18 protein-coding genes are annotated in these 19,188 nt (G+C 60.7%); 7 read left to right on the plus strand and 11 right to left on the minus strand.

All coding sequences use genetic code 11. The annotated features are described in order from the left end of the window. Positions 1 to 43: 43 nt before the first annotated feature. The 5 genes from mobB to moaA all read right to left on the minus strand — a co-directional run bounded on the left by mobB (position 44) and on the right by moaA (position 4,457). Positions 44 to 562, minus strand: coding sequence for a molybdopterin-guanine dinucleotide biosynthesis protein B (mobB, locus tag B9A97_RS10675; protein WP_084365321.1), 519 nt, complete (start codon positions 560 to 562; stop codon positions 44 to 46). Then, positions 559 to 1,185, minus strand: coding sequence for a molybdenum cofactor guanylyltransferase MobA (mobA, locus tag B9A97_RS10680; protein WP_084365322.1), 627 nt, complete (start codon positions 1,183 to 1,185; stop codon positions 559 to 561). The genes mobB and mobA overlap by 4 nt, the downstream gene beginning before the upstream one ends. Continuing rightward, a complete protein-coding gene (locus tag B9A97_RS10685; protein ID WP_084365323.1) occupies positions 1,182 to 2,399 on the minus strand; it encodes a multidrug effflux MFS transporter in 1,218 nt (405 codons plus the stop codon). Before B9A97_RS10685 ends, mobA begins: the two co-directional genes overlap by 4 nt. 36 nt (positions 2,400 to 2,435) lie before the next feature. Continuing rightward, positions 2,436 to 3,347 carry a DMT family transporter gene (locus B9A97_RS10690; RefSeq protein WP_084365324.1) on the minus strand — a complete coding sequence of 304 codons (912 nt, stop codon included), beginning with the start codon at positions 3,345 to 3,347 and terminating at the stop codon, positions 2,436 to 2,438. A 123-nt stretch (positions 3,348 to 3,470) separates the two neighbouring features. Next, a complete protein-coding gene (gene moaA, locus B9A97_RS10695) occupies positions 3,471 to 4,457 on the minus strand; it encodes a GTP 3',8-cyclase MoaA (RefSeq protein WP_084365524.1) in 987 nt (328 codons plus the stop codon). A 199-nt stretch (positions 4,458 to 4,656) separates the two neighbouring features. Between moaA and B9A97_RS10700 the strand changes: the two genes are divergently transcribed. Further along, the gene (locus B9A97_RS10700) at positions 4,657 to 5,019 is read left to right on the plus strand and encodes a gamma-butyrobetaine hydroxylase family protein (protein ID WP_084365325.1); all 363 of its coding nucleotides are present in this window, start codon (positions 4,657 to 4,659) and stop codon (positions 5,017 to 5,019) included. A 24-nt stretch (positions 5,020 to 5,043) separates the two neighbouring features. On the opposite strand, the gene B9A97_RS10705 is transcribed toward B9A97_RS10700, so the two are convergent. Continuing rightward, entirely contained in the window at positions 5,044 to 5,508 is a 465-nt protein-coding gene (locus B9A97_RS10705; RefSeq protein ID WP_084365326.1) for a MarR family winged helix-turn-helix transcriptional regulator, read from the minus strand. A gap of 47 nt (positions 5,509 to 5,555) precedes the next feature. On the opposite strand from B9A97_RS10705, the gene B9A97_RS10710 reads away from it, so the two are divergent. Both B9A97_RS10710 and B9A97_RS10715 read left to right on the plus strand, forming a co-directional pair. Beyond that, positions 5,556 to 6,467, plus strand: coding sequence for an alpha/beta hydrolase (locus tag B9A97_RS10710; protein ID WP_084365327.1), 912 nt, complete (start codon positions 5,556 to 5,558; stop codon positions 6,465 to 6,467). Positions 6,468 to 6,545: 78 nt separating this feature from the next. Continuing rightward, positions 6,546 to 7,154: a pyridoxamine 5'-phosphate oxidase family protein gene (locus B9A97_RS10715; protein WP_084365328.1), complete on the plus strand. Its 609-nt coding sequence runs from the start codon at positions 6,546 to 6,548 to the stop codon at positions 7,152 to 7,154. A gap of 24 nt (positions 7,155 to 7,178) precedes the next feature. Here B9A97_RS10715 and B9A97_RS10720 read toward each other — a convergent pair whose 3' ends face one another. The 3 genes from B9A97_RS10720 to fumC form a co-directional block, all read right to left on the minus strand. Continuing rightward, the gene (locus tag B9A97_RS10720) at positions 7,179 to 8,246 is read right to left on the minus strand and encodes a GGDEF domain-containing protein (protein WP_084365329.1); all 1,068 of its coding nucleotides are present in this window, start codon (positions 8,244 to 8,246) and stop codon (positions 7,179 to 7,181) included. Positions 8,247 to 8,454: 208 nt separating this feature from the next. Then, positions 8,455 to 10,062, minus strand: coding sequence for a fumarate hydratase (locus B9A97_RS10725; RefSeq protein ID WP_084365330.1), 1,608 nt, complete (start codon positions 10,060 to 10,062; stop codon positions 8,455 to 8,457). A gap of 168 nt (positions 10,063 to 10,230) precedes the next feature. Further along, the gene (gene fumC, locus B9A97_RS10730) at positions 10,231 to 11,619 is read right to left on the minus strand and encodes a class II fumarate hydratase (RefSeq protein WP_084365331.1); all 1,389 of its coding nucleotides are present in this window, start codon (positions 11,617 to 11,619) and stop codon (positions 10,231 to 10,233) included. A 373-nt stretch (positions 11,620 to 11,992) separates the two neighbouring features. Between fumC and B9A97_RS10735 the strand changes: the two genes are divergently transcribed. Next, the gene (locus B9A97_RS10735; RefSeq protein ID WP_084365525.1) at positions 11,993 to 13,864 is read left to right on the plus strand and encodes a L,D-transpeptidase family protein; all 1,872 of its coding nucleotides are present in this window, start codon (positions 11,993 to 11,995) and stop codon (positions 13,862 to 13,864) included. A gap of 17 nt (positions 13,865 to 13,881) precedes the next feature. On the opposite strand, the gene B9A97_RS10740 is transcribed toward B9A97_RS10735, so the two are convergent. Continuing rightward, positions 13,882 to 14,574: an HAD family hydrolase gene (locus tag B9A97_RS10740; RefSeq protein ID WP_244564180.1), complete on the minus strand. Its 693-nt coding sequence runs from the start codon at positions 14,572 to 14,574 to the stop codon at positions 13,882 to 13,884. Positions 14,575 to 14,728: 154 nt separating this feature from the next. Between B9A97_RS10740 and rpiA the strand changes: the two genes are divergently transcribed. The 3 genes from rpiA to gor all read left to right on the plus strand — a co-directional run bounded on the left by rpiA (position 14,729) and on the right by gor (position 17,535). Next, on the plus strand, positions 14,729 to 15,427 hold the full coding sequence (gene rpiA, locus B9A97_RS10745; protein ID WP_084365332.1) for a ribose-5-phosphate isomerase RpiA: 699 nt from the start codon (positions 14,729 to 14,731) through the stop codon (positions 15,425 to 15,427). Positions 15,428 to 15,445: 18 nt separating this feature from the next. Continuing rightward, a complete protein-coding gene (locus B9A97_RS10750; protein ID WP_084365333.1) occupies positions 15,446 to 16,027 on the plus strand; it encodes a DUF2059 domain-containing protein in 582 nt (193 codons plus the stop codon). Between the two features lie 119 nt (positions 16,028 to 16,146). After that, positions 16,147 to 17,535, plus strand: coding sequence for a glutathione-disulfide reductase (gene gor, locus B9A97_RS10755; protein ID WP_084365334.1), 1,389 nt, complete (start codon positions 16,147 to 16,149; stop codon positions 17,533 to 17,535). Positions 17,536 to 17,598: 63 nt separating this feature from the next. Here gor and B9A97_RS10760 read toward each other — a convergent pair whose 3' ends face one another. After that, positions 17,599 to 18,927, minus strand: coding sequence for a TadE/TadG family type IV pilus assembly protein (locus B9A97_RS10760; RefSeq protein ID WP_084365335.1), 1,329 nt, complete (start codon positions 18,925 to 18,927; stop codon positions 17,599 to 17,601). Positions 18,928 to 19,188 lie beyond the last annotated feature (261 nt).

Genomic DNA, 19,188 nt, shown 5'->3' on the forward strand with positions numbered 1-19,188 from the left:
ACATGAAGAGGCCGCCGGCGACCTGCCGGCGGCCTTTTGCGTTTCAGGCTATGGGTGGAAGGCCGGTGACGCCGGCGATGAAATCGGCAATGGCCATGGTGTCATCGAGATCAAACACCGGCAGCCCCGTGTCGGTCACGGGGTGATCGGCGGCCACCGCAACGATGTGCGGATCGGTGGGAGCAAGCGGTTCACGGTTTGCAGCAGCGGTCCGCCGTGCCTCGATCTTCGGAACCGGCTCGCGCTTGTAGCCTTCGATCAGAACGAGATCGCAAGGGGCGATCCGCCCGAGGATCTCGGCAAAGCTGGGTTCCGGCGCGCCGCGCAATTCATGCATGATGGCCCAGCGCGTGCCTGAGACGATGGTCACTTCGTGGGCGCCAGCCTCGCGATGGCGGAAGCTGTCGGCGCCGACCTTGTCGATATCGAAGTCGTGATGGGCGTGCTTGATCGTGGAGATGCGATAGCCACGCCGGGTGAATTCCGCGACCAGCCGAACGGCGAGCCCGGTCTTGCCCGAGTTCTTCCAGCCGGAAATTCCAAAAACCCTTGGTGCACTCACAGTCCCAAAGCCCTTGCCAGTGTTTCCGCCTCAGCCAGATCCTGCCGGGTGTTCACATTGAAGAAGGGATCTATATCGCCGATCGCCGAGACATGCGACGGAAACTCCACCGTCTCATGCTGATGTCTTGCAATGTAGGAGAGGACCCTGCGGTTCTCGTGATGGGATAGCCATTCCTCAAGATCGTCGGCAAGAGCAGCCGGCCAGTAAGTTGCCAGGGGGTGGCTGCGGCCTTTGTGAGCGGCCAGTGCGATGATCGTTCCCTCGCGGGAGGCTGCGGTGAGGCGGGTAACAAGATCGAGGGGAAGGAAGGGGGTGTCACCCGCGATGGTGACCAGGCCCGGTGCGGCGGGGGCGGCCTTGGCGAGATGGCGCAGCCCAGCCAGCACGCCCGCCAGCGGCCCCTGATGTGCCGCCATCGTATCGGGTATGATCTCTCTGCCCACAGAATGCGCATAGTCCAGCGGCGCATTGACCCAAAGCCTGGTGACCTGCGGGTCAAGCCTTGCGATCACATGCTCGATCAGCATCCTGCCGGCGAGACGTTCCTGCGTCTTGTCCGTGCCCATGCGGCGCGACTGGCCGCCGGCAAGGATCAGTCCGGGAAAACCGGGAGCGCTCATTGATCCTCGCCTGGATTTGCAGCGTCGCCGAGGAAGCGTACGAACAGGATCGCCGCCATGCTGAGCAGACCCGATATCAGCATGACATTCAGGACAGGCCAGGGTCCGCTCTGTTCCGTCACTAGGGCGGATGCCAGCACGGAGAAGGATGCCCCGCCACCGATGGTGATGGCGCCTGCCAGTCCGGAGGCCGAGCCGGCCAGGTCGGGCTTCACGCTGACGATACCGGCATTGGCGCTCGGCAGCGTCATTCCGTTGCCGAAGCCGACCACGGCCTGAGGGACGAAGAAGGCGAAGGTGGGATCGACGCCCCACGCGAGCAGCACCATAGAAAGGGCCGCCCCCAAGGTGCCGATGATGCCACCGCCGAGCATCATGTTGGCGACGCCGATGCGCTTGGCATAGCGGCCCGAGACGAAGTTGCCGACCATATAGCCTGCCGTGATGTAGAAGAATTGCAGCCCCAGTTCGCCGGGTGTCAGTTTCAGCACGACGCTGCCGATGAAGGGTCCGGCGCCGAGAAAGACGAAAAACGCGCCGGACGAAAAGGTTGCGGTCAGCGTGTAGCCCCAGAAGCGGGGGGATGTGATCAGTTTCGGCCAGGCGGCAAACTGGGCGCCGAAGCTTTCCGAGCGGCTTTTGTTTGTTTCCCCAAGGTCGAGATAAGCGATGATGAGGACGAGCACGCCGAGGACCAGCAGCGTGACGAAGGTTGCCTGCCAGGAAAAGAGGTCATTGAGGTAGCCGCCGAGGGTCGGGCCGATCATCGGAACCAGCGTCATACCCATGGTGACATAGCCGATCATCGAGGCGGCCTCTTCCATCGGCACCATGTCGCGCACGATGGCGCGCGAGAGCACGAAGCCAGAGACAACGGCCGCCTGGAGGATGCGACCGGCCATGAAGACGCTGAGCGATGTCGCGAAGATGCAGAGAAGCGTGGCCGCGAGATAGACCAGCAGGCAGGCGATGAGGGTCGGCCGCCGGCCATAGCGGTCCGAGGCCGGTCCGATGACAAGCTGGAGAATGGCCGTCACCGTGAGGTAGCCCGAGACGGCAAACTGCATGATGGCATAATCGGCGCCGAAGAAGCGGGCCATTTCCGGCAGCGAGGGAAGGAAGATATTCATGGTCAGCGCTGCGAGGCCGGCGATGGCGACCAGAGTCAGGATATGCGGCGGGGTCTTCCGGTTGAACGGTATGCCTTGGTTCACTCTGTTATTCCTCCCGCATGATCGTCCACGCCCTCCTCAGAGCGGCGATCCTGGCAGTGATTCTTGTCCCATGGCCAGCCTTGCCGCGCGCTTGCGCTCGCGCGAGAAGGTGTAGAGGCCGGAGCAGATGACGATGACGGCGCCGGTGATCGACCAAAGGTCCGGGCGTTCGGCGAAGAACACCATGCCGAGCCCAATCGCCCAGAGCAGGCTGGTATAGCGGAACGGCGCGATGAACGAGATTTCGCCGGTCCGCATGGCCATGACGATGGACTGGTATCCGACCAGGACCAGCAGCGATGCCAGCGCTAGCATGCCCAGCGTGAAAGCCGAAATCGGCTGCCAGCCACCGAGCGGCACGATCAGCAGGCCGCCAAAGAAGGCATTGCCTGCGGTGGTATAGAGCGTCACCGTCAGGGATGGCACATCGGCCGAAATCCGCGTTGTCACCAGGTCGCGGGCAGCCGTGAAAAACACGCAGGTGACACAATAAAGCGACGCGATCGTGAAGCCTTCAGGGCCAGGGCGGATGATGATCATGACGCCTATGAAGCCCACGACGATCGCCGCCCAGCGCCGCCATCCGACAGGTTCGCGCAGAAAGATTGCCGCTCCCAATGTGACCGCCAGGGGCAGTGACTGCAGGATCGAGGCGGCATTGCTGAGCGGGATTTGACCGAGTGCTGTGACATATAGCAGAGCCGCGCCGATTTCGAAACAGACCCGCAGCAGCAGCATGGGTTGAAGCAGAACGCTTGGTGGCCTGATTGCCCCCATGCGCCGCGCGATCAGATAGACGAGCACGAGCGTCATCGACCCGCGCAACATCATGATCTGCCCGACATTGAGATACGGAGAGACGGCTTTGATCACCGCGTCGTTGCAAGTAAAGGCCGCCATGGCAAGCGCCATCAGCAGCGCCCCCTTGGTGTTGTCGGACAACGCCATATCTGTCTCGTCTCGATTGTCGTGATGCCGTATCTATCGCAATCGCATCATCGGACAAGCCTAGATTGCCATTGATCCGTCGTGTGCGCATTGATTTTCGGCATGGTTTGCCGAAAAGCGATGTCAGCCGCCGGTGACGCTCATATGGCGAGGCACGGCGGGATGATTGTTCCGGTCGATGACGAAATCATGGCCCTTCGGCTTGCGTCCGATTGCGGCGTCAATGGCTGCCGACAGAAGGGCATCCGAATCTGCCGCGCGTAATGGGGCTCTGAGGTCGGCGGCGTCGTTCTGGCCGAGGCACATATAGAGCGTGCCGGTGCAGGTGAGGCGCACGCGATTGCAGCTCTCACAGAAATTGTGGGTCATCGGCGTGATGAAGCCCAGGCGTCCGCCGGTTTCCTTGACCTCCACATAGCGGGCCGGGCCACCGGTGCGGTGTGCGATGTCGGTCAGCGTGAACTGACGCTCGAGGTCTGCCCTGACCTGCGACAAGGGAAGATAACGGTCTGTGCGGTCTTCGTCGATCTCGCCCATTGGCATGGTCTCGATCAGGGTCAGTTCCATGTCGCGCCCGTGCGCGAAGCGCATCAGTTCGACGATCTCGTGCTCGTTGAAATCCTTCAGCGCCACCGCGTTCAGCTTGATGCGCAGACCGGCTTTCTGGGCGGCGTCGATGCCTTCCATGACCTTGTCGAGCTCACCCCAGCGCGTGATCGCCCGGAACTTGGCCGGGTCCAGCGTATCCACCGACACGTTGATACGGCGCACGCCGCAGTCATACAATTCGTCGGCATAGCGGGCGAGTTGGGAGCCGTTGGTGGTCAGCGTCAGCTCGTCCAGCGCGCCGGACTTGAGGTGTCGGCCAAGCGAGCGCACGAGGAACATGATATTCTTGCGCACCAGGGGTTCGCCGCCCGTCAGCCGCAGCTTGCGCACGCCCTTTTCGATGAAGGCGGAACAGAGCCGGTCCAGTTCCTCCAGCGTCAGCAGGTCCTTCTTCGGCAGGAAGGTCATGTTTTCCGCCATGCAATAGGTGCAGCGGAAATCACAGCGATCCGTCACCGAGACCCGCAGATAGGTCACGGCGCGGCCGAAAGGATCGATCATCGGCTGGCCCTTGGGTCCCAGCAAAGACACCGCTTCGAACGGCCCGGCGACAGTGTTCAAGATGTGCACTCCCTTTCCCACTAATTTGGGCAGTCTGGCTGCCTGCGTCAAGCAAACAAGGTTTCGATGCGCTGCGAAAATGCCTTGCGCCGCGAGAGCGCCGCGCTTAACTCATCCTTCGAATGAAGAGCGAGGCGACATGAGCGAGATCTGGCCAACGGAATTGAAGGTGTCGAAGGACCGCAAGCAATTGACGGTTACTTTCAATGACGACGCGCGCTTTGCGCTGCCGGCCGAAATGCTGCGCGTGTTGTCGCCGTCCGCCGAAGTGAAGGGCCATGGGCCGGGCCAGGAGGTCACCGTTCCCGGCAAGCGTGACGTCGCCATCGCCAATCTGGTGCCCACGGGCAATTATGCGGTGCGCATCGCCTTCGATGACGGCCACGATACCGGCATTTTCACCTGGACCTATCTGCACGAACTGGGCACGGATGGAGACAGGCTGTTTGGCGAATATGAGAAGAAGCTCGAGGAGAAGGGTCTCAGTCGCGACCGCCGCTGACGGCCATACCAACTCTTCAACGTATCAATCGCGTCCGCCTTCGGCCTGAAGGCGCTCAATCAGCTTTTCCATGGCCTCTGCCATCTCAAGGCATTGCTCGATTGGCGTCGCGGACAGCGTGCGCTCGATCATGTCCGTCTGGATCGCCATGGCCTGCGCCGTTAAGTCTTGGCCCATAGGGGTCAAGTGCAGGCGTAGCACGCGCTTGTCCTTGGCATCGCTGCGTCTCTCAATCAGGCCGCGTTTTTCCAGTTGCGGCAGCAGCATGCTCATGTTCGAGCGACCGACCAGCAGTTTGCGCGCCAGTTCCTGCTGCGAAATGCCATCGAAACGATAGAGATTGACCAGGATATCGAGATGCGGCGGCTTGATGTCGAGATGAGCGAGCGCTCGCGCCAGCGTGTTCTGCATCATCTGGCAGGCGCGTCCAACGGCGATCCAGCTTCTGAAACGCGGGTGGTCCCAAGGCAGGCCTTGCTTTTTGTTCATGCTTGTACTTTATTGTTCATCGTTGAACATATTACGGGAGTCTGACTATGCCATCCTTTCGCCGGCGGGTCACGCGGCTTGCATTCTCGACGTTGAGCAAGGTCAGTCCCGTGACGGCGGGTCGTCTGGCCTTGGCGCTGTTTTGCAGAACGCCGCCGAAGTCTGCGAAGGCGGGCAAGGCCCGCACAGCCCTGGACACCGGGCGCAAGCTGTTGGCGCAGGCGGGCGTCTCATCGCATCCCCTGGCGTTTTCGCTCACCGGCCAGTCGGTCATGACCCACCGGCTTGCCGGGGCTTCTCCGTCGGCCAAGCGGGTGCTGGTGCTGCACGGGTGGGGCTCCCGCTCGGAATATCTGGCGCGGATGGCACTTGAGATCCATGCCACGGGCGCAGAGGTGGTCATGATGGACCTTCCGGGGCACGGCGGATCGTCGGGCCGGCATCTGCATCTGCGCAGCGCCGCCGAGGCGATTGCGGCCGTCAACCGGACTTACGGGCCGTTCGATGGGGCGGTCGCGCATTCTTTTGGTGGCGCCTCGCTGATGGTTGCCGTCGGCGGTGTCTTTCCCTGCGTTCCGAGGTTTGACGTTGGGCGCATCGTGCTGGTGGGCGCCCCGACGGAGATCGAAAGCCGGTTTGCCTGGGTATCGCGCGAACTTGGACTTAACTCCGCCGCCAGTGCGGATCTGATCCGCCGGGCCGAAGGCATCGGCGGCGTCTCCCTGGCCGCGCTGGATACCATTCCCATCGCCCGCTCGCTGCGCGTGCCGATCCTGGTGGTGCATGCCGAGGACGACAAGGAAGTGGATGTGCAACACGCGCGCCGATACGAAGGTGCTACGCCGACGCTGCGGTTTCACTGGGCCAATGGTTTCGGACATCGGCGGATCGTCAGCGCGCCATCAGTCGTCGCCCATGTCGCGAGCTTTCTGGTCGATGTGGAACCGCGGGCGGCCTGACAGGGCTGCCGCCAACCGTCACAATCGTGTTAACTGTCCGTCGTAGACGCGCATGTTAACACTGACGGAGAAGACACCGTGACCATCATCCGCACCCCAGAGGCGCTCAAGGAAATCTATGGCGACGTTTCGGAAGCGTCGGTTGCGAAGGTGACACGGCATCTGACGGCGGAATACCGGCTGATGATCGAGAAATCGCCCTTTGTGGCGCTGTCGACCGTCGGTCCGGAGGGATTGGATTGCTCGCCGCGTGGAGATCGTGGCTCGGTCGTTCGCGTCGAGGATGAGCGGACTCTGGCCTTGCCGGACTGGCGGGGCAATAACCGAGTCGATTCGCTTCTCAACATCGTGTGCGACCCGCGCGTCGCGCTGATGTTCCTCATTCCGGGCTCCAACACCGCGATGCGGATCAACGGCAAAGCCGTGGTTTCCGTGGCACCCGAACTCCTCGAGAGTTTTGTGATGGATGGCAAGCATCCGCGCACGGTCGTGGTCGTGTCGATCGATGAGGTCTATTTCCAGTGTGCCCGGGCGCTGATGCGCTCGGATCTTTGGAATCCCGCCAATTTCGTCGAGCCATCAAGCCTGCCGACGCCAGGCGATCTCCTGAAAGCCGCCAAGGCGGATTTCGACAAGGACACCTATGACCGGGAATGGCCGGCTCGCGCCGCCAAGACGATGTGGTGATTTCGGGTGTTTTCGCCGTGAGGATCAGCGGCGATAGATCAGCCAGCTCTTGCTGAAGTCTTTCTTCATGCCGTCCTCGAATATCTTGGTCCGGTTGCGCCCGGCATTCTTGGCGCAATAGAGGGCGATATCGGACTTGCTGTAGAGTTCGCCGGCGTCTGCCGCATCGGCAGCCATGCAGAAGCCGAGCGAGATGGTGATCGGTCCGTAGTTGACGCCAGTCTTCGAATTCTTGAACGGGGTCGATTCCAGCGCCGTGCGAACGCGTTCGCACATCTGGTTGACCTCCTCGGCGGTGTTGCCCTCAACGATGATGGCGAACTCTTCCCCGCCCGTGCGGGCGACGAAATTGTCGCGCCGCACATTGGCACGGATAACGCTGGCAACGGTTGCGAGGATCTTGTCACCGACGGGATGACCATAGGTGTCGTTAATCTTTTTGAAATGATCGATATCCAGCAGGGCGAGTGCGGCCAGTTGCGTGCCGGCGGGCTGGGAATAGACCATGGCAAGCCGCTCGTCGAAGGCGCGGCGGTTGGCAAGACGCGTCAGCGAGTCGGTGTTGGCGATGCGCTTGTATTCGTCCAGTTCCTTGCGGACCTGGTCCATCTCCTGGGACTTCTGGTTGACGCTTTCCACGGTCTTTTCACCATGGGCCATGGTGTTGCCGGTGGCATCCGTCAGCATGTTGATGGCGTTGCGCAGAAGGTCGGCGCTCGATGAGCTCTTGGAATTGATCTGGGAATAGGTCTCGCCCAGCAGCTTGTTATAGCTTTCGAGAGAGCTCTGTTCCTGCTTCAGAACCCGCAATAGCTGGTCCAGTTCGCCGATCAGGCGGCTATGGGCGCGCTCAATGACCCGGGTCTGCTGGTTGCCGATATACTGCTCGCCCAGCGCATCCAGCTCTTCCTGCGTTGCGCGGTTTCCGAGTGCTGCCAGTTCGCGGGAAAGGGGAGGGTTGGAACCGATATAGGCTTCGTAGAACAGTTCGTAATTCCGGGGAATGGGAGCGATACCCATCGCGCGCATGGCGTAGGTTATCTGCCCCACAATATCAGGAATTTGCGCCTTCGGCGTCGTTGCCGTGTTCATCGGCGAACTCCCATATTTTCCCGTCATTCGTATCAATATAATTGTTAGGGCAAATTCCTTTGAAAAGATTTAATGGCAGATACCCCAATAATGGCCATAGATTTATTGTGGGTCAGCGGTATCTGCCATTCAAGTCATTGAAATCGCAATGCAAGCGCCCAAAGCATCAAAGGCGTGCAGTTAGCGAACGTTCTATTTTGGGTGGAAATTAACCCAGATTGAACTCCTGGAAGAAATCATTCCCCTTGTCGTCGGTTACGATAAAGGCCGGAAAGTCCTCAACCTCGATCCGCCAGACGGCTTCCATGCCGAGTTCAGGATATTCCAGGACCTCGACCTTGCGGATGCAATCCTGCGCCAAGCGGGCAGCCGGTCCGCCGATCGAGCCGAGATAGAAGCCCCCATGCTTGTTGCAGGCTTCGCGGACCGCGCGGGAGCGGTTGCCCTTGGCTAGCATGACCATCGATCCGCCGAAAGACTGGAACTGGTCGACGTAACTGTCCATGCGGCCCGCGGTGGTCGGTCCGAAGGAGCCGGATGCGTAGCCGGTCGGCGTCTTGGCTGGACCGGCGTAGTAGACCGGGTGGTTCTTCATGTAGTCAGGCATGCCTTCGCCACGCTCAAGCCGCTCGCGGATCTTCGAATGGGCGAGGTCGCGGGCCACGACGATGGTGCCGGTTAGCGACAGTCGGGTCTTGACCGGATGCTTGGTCAGTTCCGCGAGGATCGCGCTCATGGGTTGGTTGAGGTCGATCTTCACAACGGATGACGACAGGGCCGTCTCGTCGATATCGGGCATGTATTTCGACGGATCGGTTTCCAACTGCTCGATATAGATGCCGTCGCGGGTGATCTTGCCGAGCGCCTGGCGGTCGGCGGAACAGGAGACGCCAAGACCGATTGGCAGCGATGCGCCGTGACGGGGCAGGCGGATGACCCTGACATCGTGACAGAAGTATTTTCCGCCGAACTGGGCGCCAACGCCGAGGGATTGCGTGAGCTTGTGGATTTCCTTTTCCATTTCGAGATCGCGGAAGGCGTGGCCGCTCTCGGAGCCCTGAGTGGGCAGGTCATCCAGATAGCGCGTGGAAGCGAGCTTGACCGTCTTCAAGGTCATTTCGGCCGAGGTGCCGCCGATCACCACCGCGAGGTGGTAGGGGGGACAGGCCGCCGTGCCAAGCGACAGGATCTTGTCCTTGAGGAAGTCGATCATCCGGTCATGGGTGAGCAGCGAAGGCGTGCCCTGGTAGAGGAAGGTCTTGTTGGCCGAGCCGCCGCCCTTGGCGACGAAGAGGAACTTGTAGGCGTCCTCACCCTCTTCATAGATATCGATCTGGGCGGGCAGGTTGTTCTTGGTGTTCTTTTCCTCGAACATCTTGATCGGGGCGAGCTGCGAGTAGCGCAGGTTCTTGCGCTCATAGGCGTCCAGAACACCCTTGGCCAGCGCCTGGTAGTCGCCGCCCTCGGTCCAGACGCGGCGCCCCTTTTTTCCCATGATGATCGCCGTGCCAGTGTCCTGGCACATCGGCAGAATGCCGCCGGCGGCGATGTTGGCGTTCTTCAGGAGGTCATAGGCGACGAAGCGATCGTTGTCGGTCGCTTCAGGATCCTGCAGGATCGACGCCAGTTGCTTGAGGTGGCCGGGACGGAGCAGATGGTTGATGTCGGCGAAAGCTGTCTCGGCGAGCAGGCGCATGCCTTCCGGATCGACGGTCAGGATTTCCTGGCCCTTGAAGGTGTCGACGGACACGTAGTCGGAGGAAATCTTGCGGTAAGTGGTCTTGTCTTCGCCAAGCGGAAAGAGATCGTCAGCCATCGCGGAACCTTTGGAGGTCAATTGAGATGGCTGACGTTTAAGTGGCAGAGGTTAATATTGCAATGATTCTAAAGTGGAGAGATTAGCCTGTCGGCAACAGGCTTTATCAAGTCTCAACAAGGCCATACCGAGTGCCGCGGTCGCCTGCGGCCTCATGCGACAAGCGACTTATTTGGGGCCGATCATCAGTTCCGGCCGGACAAACTGGTCGAATTCCTCATTGGTGAGGTAGCCGCCGCCGACTGCCTCTTCGCGCAGCGTGGTGCCGTTCTTGTGGGCCGTCTTGGCGATCTTGGCGCAGATGTCATAGCCGAGGCGACCGTTCAGCGCCGTCACCAGCATCAGTGAATTCTCCACGCCCTTGCGGATGTTGTCTTCGCGCGCCTCGATGCCGACGACGCAGTTGTCGGTGAAGGAACGGGCCGCATCACCAAGCAGCTGAACCGACTGAAGGAAGTTGTAGGCCATCATCGGATTGTAGACGTTGAGTTCGAAATGGCCCTGGCTGCCGGCGAAGGTGATGGCGGCATTGTTGCCGAAGATGTGGGCGCAGACCTGGGTCAGGGCTTCCGACTGGGTCGGGTTGACCTTGCCCGGCATGATCGAGGAGCCCGGTTCGTTTTCCGGCAAAGCGAGTTCGCCAAGGCCGGCACGCGGGCCGGAACCGAGGAAGCGGATGTCGTTTGCAATCTTGAACAGGGCGGCAGCGGCCGCGTTGATCGCGCCGTGTGCGAAGACCATCGCGTCATGGGCGGCAAGGGCCTCGAACTTGTTGGGAGCCGTGACGAACGGCATGCCGGTGATGGCCGCGATCTCCTCTGCGACCTTTTCAGCGAAACCGACCGGGGCGTTGAGGCCCGTACCGACCGCGGTGCCGCCCTGGGCCAGTTCCAGCAGTCCGCCCATGGTGTCGCCGATGCGCTTGATCGCCGAATGCACCTGGGCCGCATAGCCGCCGAACTCCTGGCCGAGGGTGAGGGGGGTCGCGTCCTGCGTGTGGGTTCGGCCGATCTTGATGATATGGGAAAAGGCCTGGGACTTCGCTTCCAGCGCCTTGTGCAGGTGGGTGAGCGCCGGGATCAGGTGATGCGCGATCTGCTCGGCGCAGGCGATATGCATGGCCGTCGGATAGGTGTCGTTGGATGACTGGCTCATATTGACGTGGTCATTGGGATGCACGGGCTTCTTGGAGCCCATCACCCCGCCCAGCATCTCGATGGCGCGGTTGGAAATCACCTCATTGGCATTCATGTTGGACTGCGTGCCGGAACCCGTCTGCCATACCACCAGCGGAAAATGGTCATCGAGCTTTCCGTCGATGACCTCCTGGGCTGCGGCGATGATCGCCTGGCCCAGATTGGCGTCCAGCCCTCCAAGAGCCATATTGGCGCGGGCAGCGGCCTGCTTGATGATGCCGAGTGCACGGATGACAGAGGCCGGCTGCTTTTCCCAGCCGATCTTGAAATTGCCGAGCGACCGCTGCGCTTGCGCGCCCCAGTAACGGTCTGCGGCCACTTCGATAGGCCCAAAGGTATCAGTCTCGCTGCGCGTGGTCATGGATTTCGCCTGTCGTCGGTTGGGAAGTCAGAAGCCATATGTAACGCCCGGAGGTTTTCCGGCAACCGGATCATGAAATCATGATAATTAAATTCATGTTATCCACACAAGGTTACCTTCGGGATCGAGTTGCGGTGCTGGCGTCGATGTGGATATCAGGCAACGCTTGATGAAGAATTTAATCAATTCTTAAGTACATTTTCAGACTGAATGAATTCGCGCTCGGTCTCGACTGGGGCGTCACATAAAGTTGAGGCGACGAATCGCCGAGGCTCTGAAACGATTCCTTCCCAATGCCAAAGTGTTCGGCTAGTGCTGCGCGCCAAGGCTGGAACGGGTCGATGGGCCGTCCACATCACTCTCGGGAATGACGATGCAGATGAACAGGAAAACTCTCGCCGCAGGCCTACTATCCGCAGTGTCCGCCATCAGCCTGCCGGTCGGCGATGCTGGCGCCACGACGCTCATGGACCTGCTGCGAGGCGGCCCGGCGGCCAACAAGACGCAAGGCGCCAGCAAGCCGCTGTTCGGTGGCACCGCTCAGGAGATCGAAGGGGCGATCAGCGATCCCGATCCGCTGCCGAAGATCACCGGACCGCGCTACTATACCTACAAGACCGATGCGCTGCGCGTCATCCAGACGGCCAAGTTCGTGGCTGCGCCGGCTGCCGATGCGACCGTGACGTCGTCGACAGCTGCCCCGGCTGCTGATCCCCGGGCCGCAATGGCCGGTGTCAAGGTGTCGGCGCCCGATGAGATTGCCAAGGCGATCGAGGATTATTATGGCTCTGGCCGACCCCTGATCTGGGTGCAGGCGGGTGAGATTTCGCCTAAGGCGCAGGCGGCGATCACGGCGCTCGCGGCTGTCGGCGACGTCGGGCTCGATGCCGAAGACTATGCCGTCACCGCACCCGACCTGTCGGCAATCACCGATCCGGCGGCCCGCGATCTTGCCTTGATGCAATTCGAGCTGACCCTGTCGGCCAAGGTCTTGACCTATGTGCAGGACACGGAGCGGGGTCGGGTCGATCCCAACAAGCTTTCGGGCTATCATGACTTCAAGCGCAAGACGGTCAACCTGAAGCCCGTTTTGAACATGCTGCGGCTGAGCCCCGACGTGGCGGCCTATCTTCGCACCCGCGACCCTGACAATACCCAGTTCCTGGCCATGAAGGCGGAGCTTGTCCGCCTGCGTGCCGAAAATGTGGGTGGCGAAGCGCCGATTACCATTGCGCCGGGAACGGTGCTGAAGCCTGGCAAGGATGATCCCGAGCTTGCCAACGTGATCAAGGCGATTGGCCGCAAGGCATCCGATGCGCTCAAAGTCGAGCATTCCGTGACCCTGGCGAATTATGCCGGTACGCCGCAATACACGCCTGAACTCGTGGCGCTGGTCGAAGGCTTCCAGAAGGAAAACGGCCTCAAGCCCGATGGCGTCGTCGGTCAGGCGACCATTCGCAAGCTGGTGGGCGACACCAATCAGGAGAAGATCAACAAGCTGATCGTTTCGATGGAACAGCGGCGCTGGCTGCCTGACGATCTCGGGTCGCGTTTCGTCTTCATCAACCAGCCTGCCTTCCAGGCCTACTACTTCAACGAAGGCAAGCAGCAGATCGCGATGCGTGTCGTGGTTGGCTCCAAGTCCAACCAGACCTATTTCTTCCAGGATCAGATCGAGACCGTCGAATTCAACCCCTATTGGGGTGTGCCGCAGTCGATCATCGTCAATGAAATGCTGCCGAAGCTGAGGGCCGATCCGAGCTATCTCGACCGGCTCGGCTATGAAGTCAGCCATGGCGGCCGCAAGGTTGCATCGAGCCAGGTGAACTGGAACACCAATCCCAATGTCGATGTGCGCCAGCCGCCGGGTGGCGATAATGCGCTGGGCGAGTTGAAGATTCTGTTCCCGAACTCGCATGCGATCTACATGCATGACACGCCGTCGAAGAGCTTCTTCCAGCGCGACATGCGCGCACTCAGCCATGGCTGCGTGCGTCTGGCCGAACCACGCGTGATGGCGGCTGCCGTCATGGGGACGACCGTGGCGGAGATCGGCAAGCAGATTGCATCGGGCCAGAACCGGGCAGTTTCCGTGCCGCAGAAGATCCCGGTCTATGTCTCCTACTTCACGGCATGGCCGGATGAGGCCGGTGGCCTGCACTTCTATGCCGATGTCTACGACCGGGATGCGCATACGATGAAGGCGTTTGCGGCGATCACGTCATCGCGAAGCGGCCGCAGCTGAACCAGGCTGCCGGAGCCTCAGGCGGCTCCGGCACGCTTCTCGTCAATGAGCCGGGCAGCCAGTTCCGGCGTCAGTTGATCGAAATGGGTGATCAGCACATCTGCACCCAACTGTTCTACCGGCGGATCGGAATAGCCGAAGGGCACGGCGATGCAGGCGATGCCAGCATTTTGGGCCGCAAGAATGTCATTGATGCTGTCGCCCACCATGACGGCACGCTGCGGATCGCCGCCGGCCATCGCGATCGTATCGGTGAGGTGGCGCGGGTCGGGCTTGCGCACCGGGAACGTATCCCCACCGGCAATGGCCTGGAAGTGCGGGGCCAAGCCCAGCTTCTCAATCAGGGTGACGGCGAAGCGCTCCAGCTTGTTGGTGCAGACGGCAAGCCGGTAGCCGGCATCCGAAAGCCGCGTCAGTGACTCGACCAGGCCCGGAAAGGCCTTGCTGTCGCCGGGCATGTTGGCGCCGTAGTGGTCGATGAAGCGCGCCATCAGCCGGTCGAGATCGTCAGACGAGAGTGGCGCCTGGCGGAGCGTGAAGGCGCGCTCGATCATGGCGCGGGCCCCATGGCCGACAAGGTGCGTCAGATCATCATAGGTCACGGGCTCAAGGCTGGCCGCGGCAATCGTGTGGTTCAGGCTGGCCATCAGGTCGGGGGCGGTGTCCACCAAGGTGCCGTCGAGGTCGAAAACGATGATCGGATCAGCCATTTGCCTTTGGTCTCCTGGACGTTTGCACGGGGCTTCGGCGTTAGGGTATGGCCGGAAAAAATGCAACGGCTTTGGCGTCATCAAAGGGGCTTTCGTTTGCGTCGGGAGCCGTGTAAACAGCATCACGATCAAAACAGACGGGAGTTGCAGGCGCATGGACGCCCGCCAAATGAAGATCAAGGCCGCAGAGGCGGCACTCAATTACGTTGAAGATGGCATGAGACTGGGCATCGGCACCGGATCGACCGCCGAGGAATTCGTCCGTCTCCTCGCGGAGAAGGTGGCGGCTGGCCTCAAGGTCGAGGGCGTTCCGACATCGGAGCGCACCGCGCGGCTGTGCCTGGAACTCGGTGTGCCGCTGAAGTCGCTGGACGAACTTCCCGAGCTCGACCTGACGATCGACGGCGCCGACGAGGTTGACGGAGCGCTGCGCCTGATCAAGGGCGGTGGCGGTGCCTTGTTGCGTGAGAAGATCGTTGCTGCGGCCTCGTCGCGGATGATCGTGATCGCCGACGAGTCCAAAGTCGTGCCGACGCTCGGCGCATTTGCCCTGCCGGTGGAGGTCAATCCCTTCGGTTTGACATCCACCCGGATCGCCATCGAGAAGGCCGCGGAAAAGCTCGGACTTTCCGGCGAACTGCGCCTGCGGGGAGGGGATGACGAAGTCTTCACCACCGACGGCGGCCATTACATAATCGACGCATCTTTTGGCCGCATTCCTGATGCAGAGGCCTTGGCAATCGCATTGAATTCCATACCCGGCGTCGTCGAACACGGGCTGTTCATCAACCTGGCCACGCTTGCCATCATCGCCGGTCCGGCGGGAGCGCGCGTGATCGAGGCAAAGCACTAGACAGGAGCACTGAGTTTCATGTTCAATTCGAAGCGTTTCGGCGGCGTTGCGACGGCCGTCATCGTTGCCGGTGGGCTGTTGTTTGCCGCTGCCGCCAAGGCTCAGGAAATTCCGGAAGCGCATCTGCAGGCGGCCCGCAGTGCAATCACCGCACTTGGTGTGACCAACCAGTTCGACGGCATCCTGCCGAACCTGGCTGAAGGTTTGAAGGCGCAGCTGATCCAGGCCTATCCGAATTTCCAGGACGAGATCTTCAAGACGGTTGACTCCAAGGCCCTGGAACTTGCCGGCCGCCGCGGCGATCTGGAGCGGGAAGCCGCTTTGGTCTATGCCAAGGCCTTTACGCCGGAAGAACTCAACGCAATCGCAGCCTTCTACACCAGCGATGCCGGCAAGAAGCTTCTGACGGATGGACCGATCGTAACCCGCGAACTGGTTCGTGCAGCTGAAATCTGGGCATCCGGCATTCGCCGCGACCTGGAAAACAGCACGAACCAGGCGATGCTGGCGATTGCTGGCGCAAGTGCCCCGGCCGATGCAGCGGCCGGTGCCGGTCAGGCGCCTGCTGCTCCGGCCGAAGCGCCCGCACCGAAGCCCTGATCATCATAGCTTCAGTATTTTGAAAGCCCGGAACGCCCTTCCGGGCTTTCGCATGTCTGCTGCAGCGCCTATATGCGTTGCTATTGCATCCCCGTTACGAATTATCCCAGGAGCCTCCCATGCCGACATTCGACTATGATCTCTTTGTCATCGGCGGCGGATCTGGCGGTGTCAGGGCAGGGCGCGTCGCGGCGTCGCTCGGAAAGCGCGTGGCGATTGCCGAAGAATACCGGTTTGGCGGCACCTGCGTTATCCGCGGCTGCGTACCGAAGAAGCTATTCGTCTATGCCTCCCAGTATCACGAGCATTTCGAGGATGCCGCCGGCTATGGCTGGACCGTCGGTGAAAGCCAGTTCGACTGGAAGGCACTGGTCGCAGCCAAGGACCGGGAAATTACCCGGCTGGAAGGCCTGTATCGCCGCGGTCTTGAGAATGCGGGCGCCGAAATCATCGAAAGCCGCGCGGAACTGGCTGGTCCCAACAGCGTGCGCATCGTGAAGACGGGCCAGATCGTGACGGCCGAGCGGATCGTGATCGCCGTCGGCGGCGGACCTAATCCGCATGCATCGCTGCCGGGCTATGAACTGTGCATCTCCTCCAACGAGGCCTTCCATCTGGAGAGCCTGCCGCGCTCGATCCTGATCGCAGGCGGCGGCTATATCGCCGTCGAGTTCGCCAATATTTTCCATGGGCTGGGCGTCGATACGACGCTGATCTATCGCGGCAAGGAGATCCTTTCGCGCTTCGATCACGACATGCGCCAGGGCCTGCATGAGGCGATGGAAGCCAAGGGTATCCGCATCATCTGCCAGGATGTGATCACCAAGGTGGAGAAAATGGCGGCCGGCGGATTGCATGCCGAGACCAAGAACAGCGGCACGCTCGCGGTTGACACTGTCATGCTAGCACTGGGTCGCGATCCCCATACCGTTGGGCTCGGCCTTGAGACGGCCGGCGTGAAGCTCAACGAGCGCGGCGCCATCATCGTCGACGAGTATTCGCGAACCAATGTGCCGAATATCTTCGCGCTTGGCGACGTGACCGATCGGGTGCAGTTGACGCCGGTGGCCATTCACGAGGCCATGTGTTTCATCGAGACCGAATACAAGAACAACCCGACCTCGCCTGACCATGACCTGATTGCCACGGCCGTGTTCTCGCAGCCGGAAATCGGCACGGTCGGTCTTTCGGAAGAAGAGGCCGCCAAGCGCTACCCTGAAATCGAAGTCTATCGCGCGCAGTTTCGTCCGATGAAGGCAACGCTTTCGGGTCGTGCGGAGAAGATGATCATGAAGCTGGTCGTGAATTCCGCCGACCGCAAGGTGTTGGGCGCCCATGTGCTGGGCCATGATGCCGGCGAAATGGCGCAGCTTTTGGGTATTACCTTGAAGGCCGGTTGCACCAAGGATGATTTCGACCGCACCATGGCCGTTCATCCCACGGCGGCCGAGGAACTGGTCACCATGTACAACCCCAGCTACCGCATTCGCAACGGCGAACGGGTCTGAGGACAAGATGACGAAACCGAAAACGGGCGCCGCGGCGCCCGTTTGAATTTGGTCTGTCGAAACTCAGCTGGAAATGCGCGGGGTGCTGACGATCTTCTGGAACAGCGCCGTCATCGCATCCGAGATACCCTCGCTCGGGCTCACCTCGAAATAGAAGCCGGGGCTGGCGCAGGATTCCATGTTCTTGGCGATCTCGCTCTGGAACGGCTTGATCCAATTATTGTACCAACCGTTCTTCGGCAGCGGCAGGTAGGTAGTGTAAAGCACCGCGACCTTGATGCCCGCATCCTTCAGCGGCTGGCAGAAGGAGTAATCGATCGGCTCCTGGCAACGGGTGCCGTTGGTGGTCTTCTTTGTGCATTTGCCGGCCTTGGCGCTGTCCGTAAGACCATCCGACACGAAGAAGACGACCTTTTGCGGATCGGATTTGCTGGCGCCACCGCCACCCTTCTTGATGATCGTCTTGAGGCTGGTCATGGCTTCGTCGATGTCGGTCGCCATGTCATTGTTATAGTTCTGGTACGGGATCGTCATCAGGTCGATGGCGTCAGCCGACTTTCGTACCGCCGCCATATCGGTGGACATGGATGCCACCTGGGTCAGCTTGGTGCTTTCGGCAGAGCTACCGAAGGTATAGACGGCCATGCGGTACTGGCCGGGATAGCGCATGGTGTCGGCGGCGGTGTAGGTCAACTGCTGGGTTGCCTGGCGCACGACGTCAATGCGCATCTGCACTTTAAGGCTTTTCGCCAATGCATAGTAGTTGTTTGACTTGTCCAACTGGTGGCAGGCAAAGGCGCAGCTGTCCGACGTGTTGCGTTCCATCGTCGCGATGTCGCTGTCGGTGGCGCCAACGCCCATGGACGGCGTGTTGTCCAAAAGCATGTAGAAGTCGATATAGGTGCCGGTGTTGTACACCGCCGTAGCAGAGCCTGAGATCGTGATGTAGTTCTGGTTGATCAGCCGGAGGAAGGTCGTGGGAACCTTCGCCGTGAATTTGACCTCGGACTTGAGATCCGCACCTTTTTTGGTGACGCTGACATCAAGGCCCGAAAGGCTGACGCCCTCCGTGTCCTCGTTCTTTCCTTGGCCTTCGGCCGCAACCTGCTTGGCGGTCTGTCCCTGGAAGAACTTGCGCGCATCTTCCTCGCCAACCTTGATGACGCCGTCCTGTTCCATCTGCAGGGCAGCCAGAACGCCGACCGACTGGCTTGCGAGCGCGCCAACCGCGGCGGCATCGGCAGCCGCAAGCAGGTCGTTGCGTTGGTCTATCGCATAGCCAAAGTCGAGCGCCATCCCGACGGCGGTCAGGAGAGGCACGGTTACGAGAGCCGTGATAATGCCGAAATTGCCCGAGCGATCACGGGCGAACCGGTTTGCAGACATACGCATGCCGAAGCCTGTATTCGTTGTGATGACGATACGTCTTCATGACGTGCTACGGTCGCATCATTCGACCCATGGTCTCAGCCATATCAGGCCGCGCGTTTAGTGGAAATTAACGGGAGACATTCGGTCAAGTGGTCTTGTCATTTTGGTTAACGCATTGACTTCACTGCGTTTCCATTTGAACCATATTTTGCCCTCGACGATGCGCGACCAGCTTGGCGGTGGGCGGCCCAAAGAGCCTATAAGAAAATCCCATGTACGGAC

It is taken from the genome of Rhizobium sp. RU36D (genome assembly GCF_900176345.1).
Taxonomy (GTDB): Bacteria; Pseudomonadota; Alphaproteobacteria; order Rhizobiales; family Rhizobiaceae; genus Allorhizobium.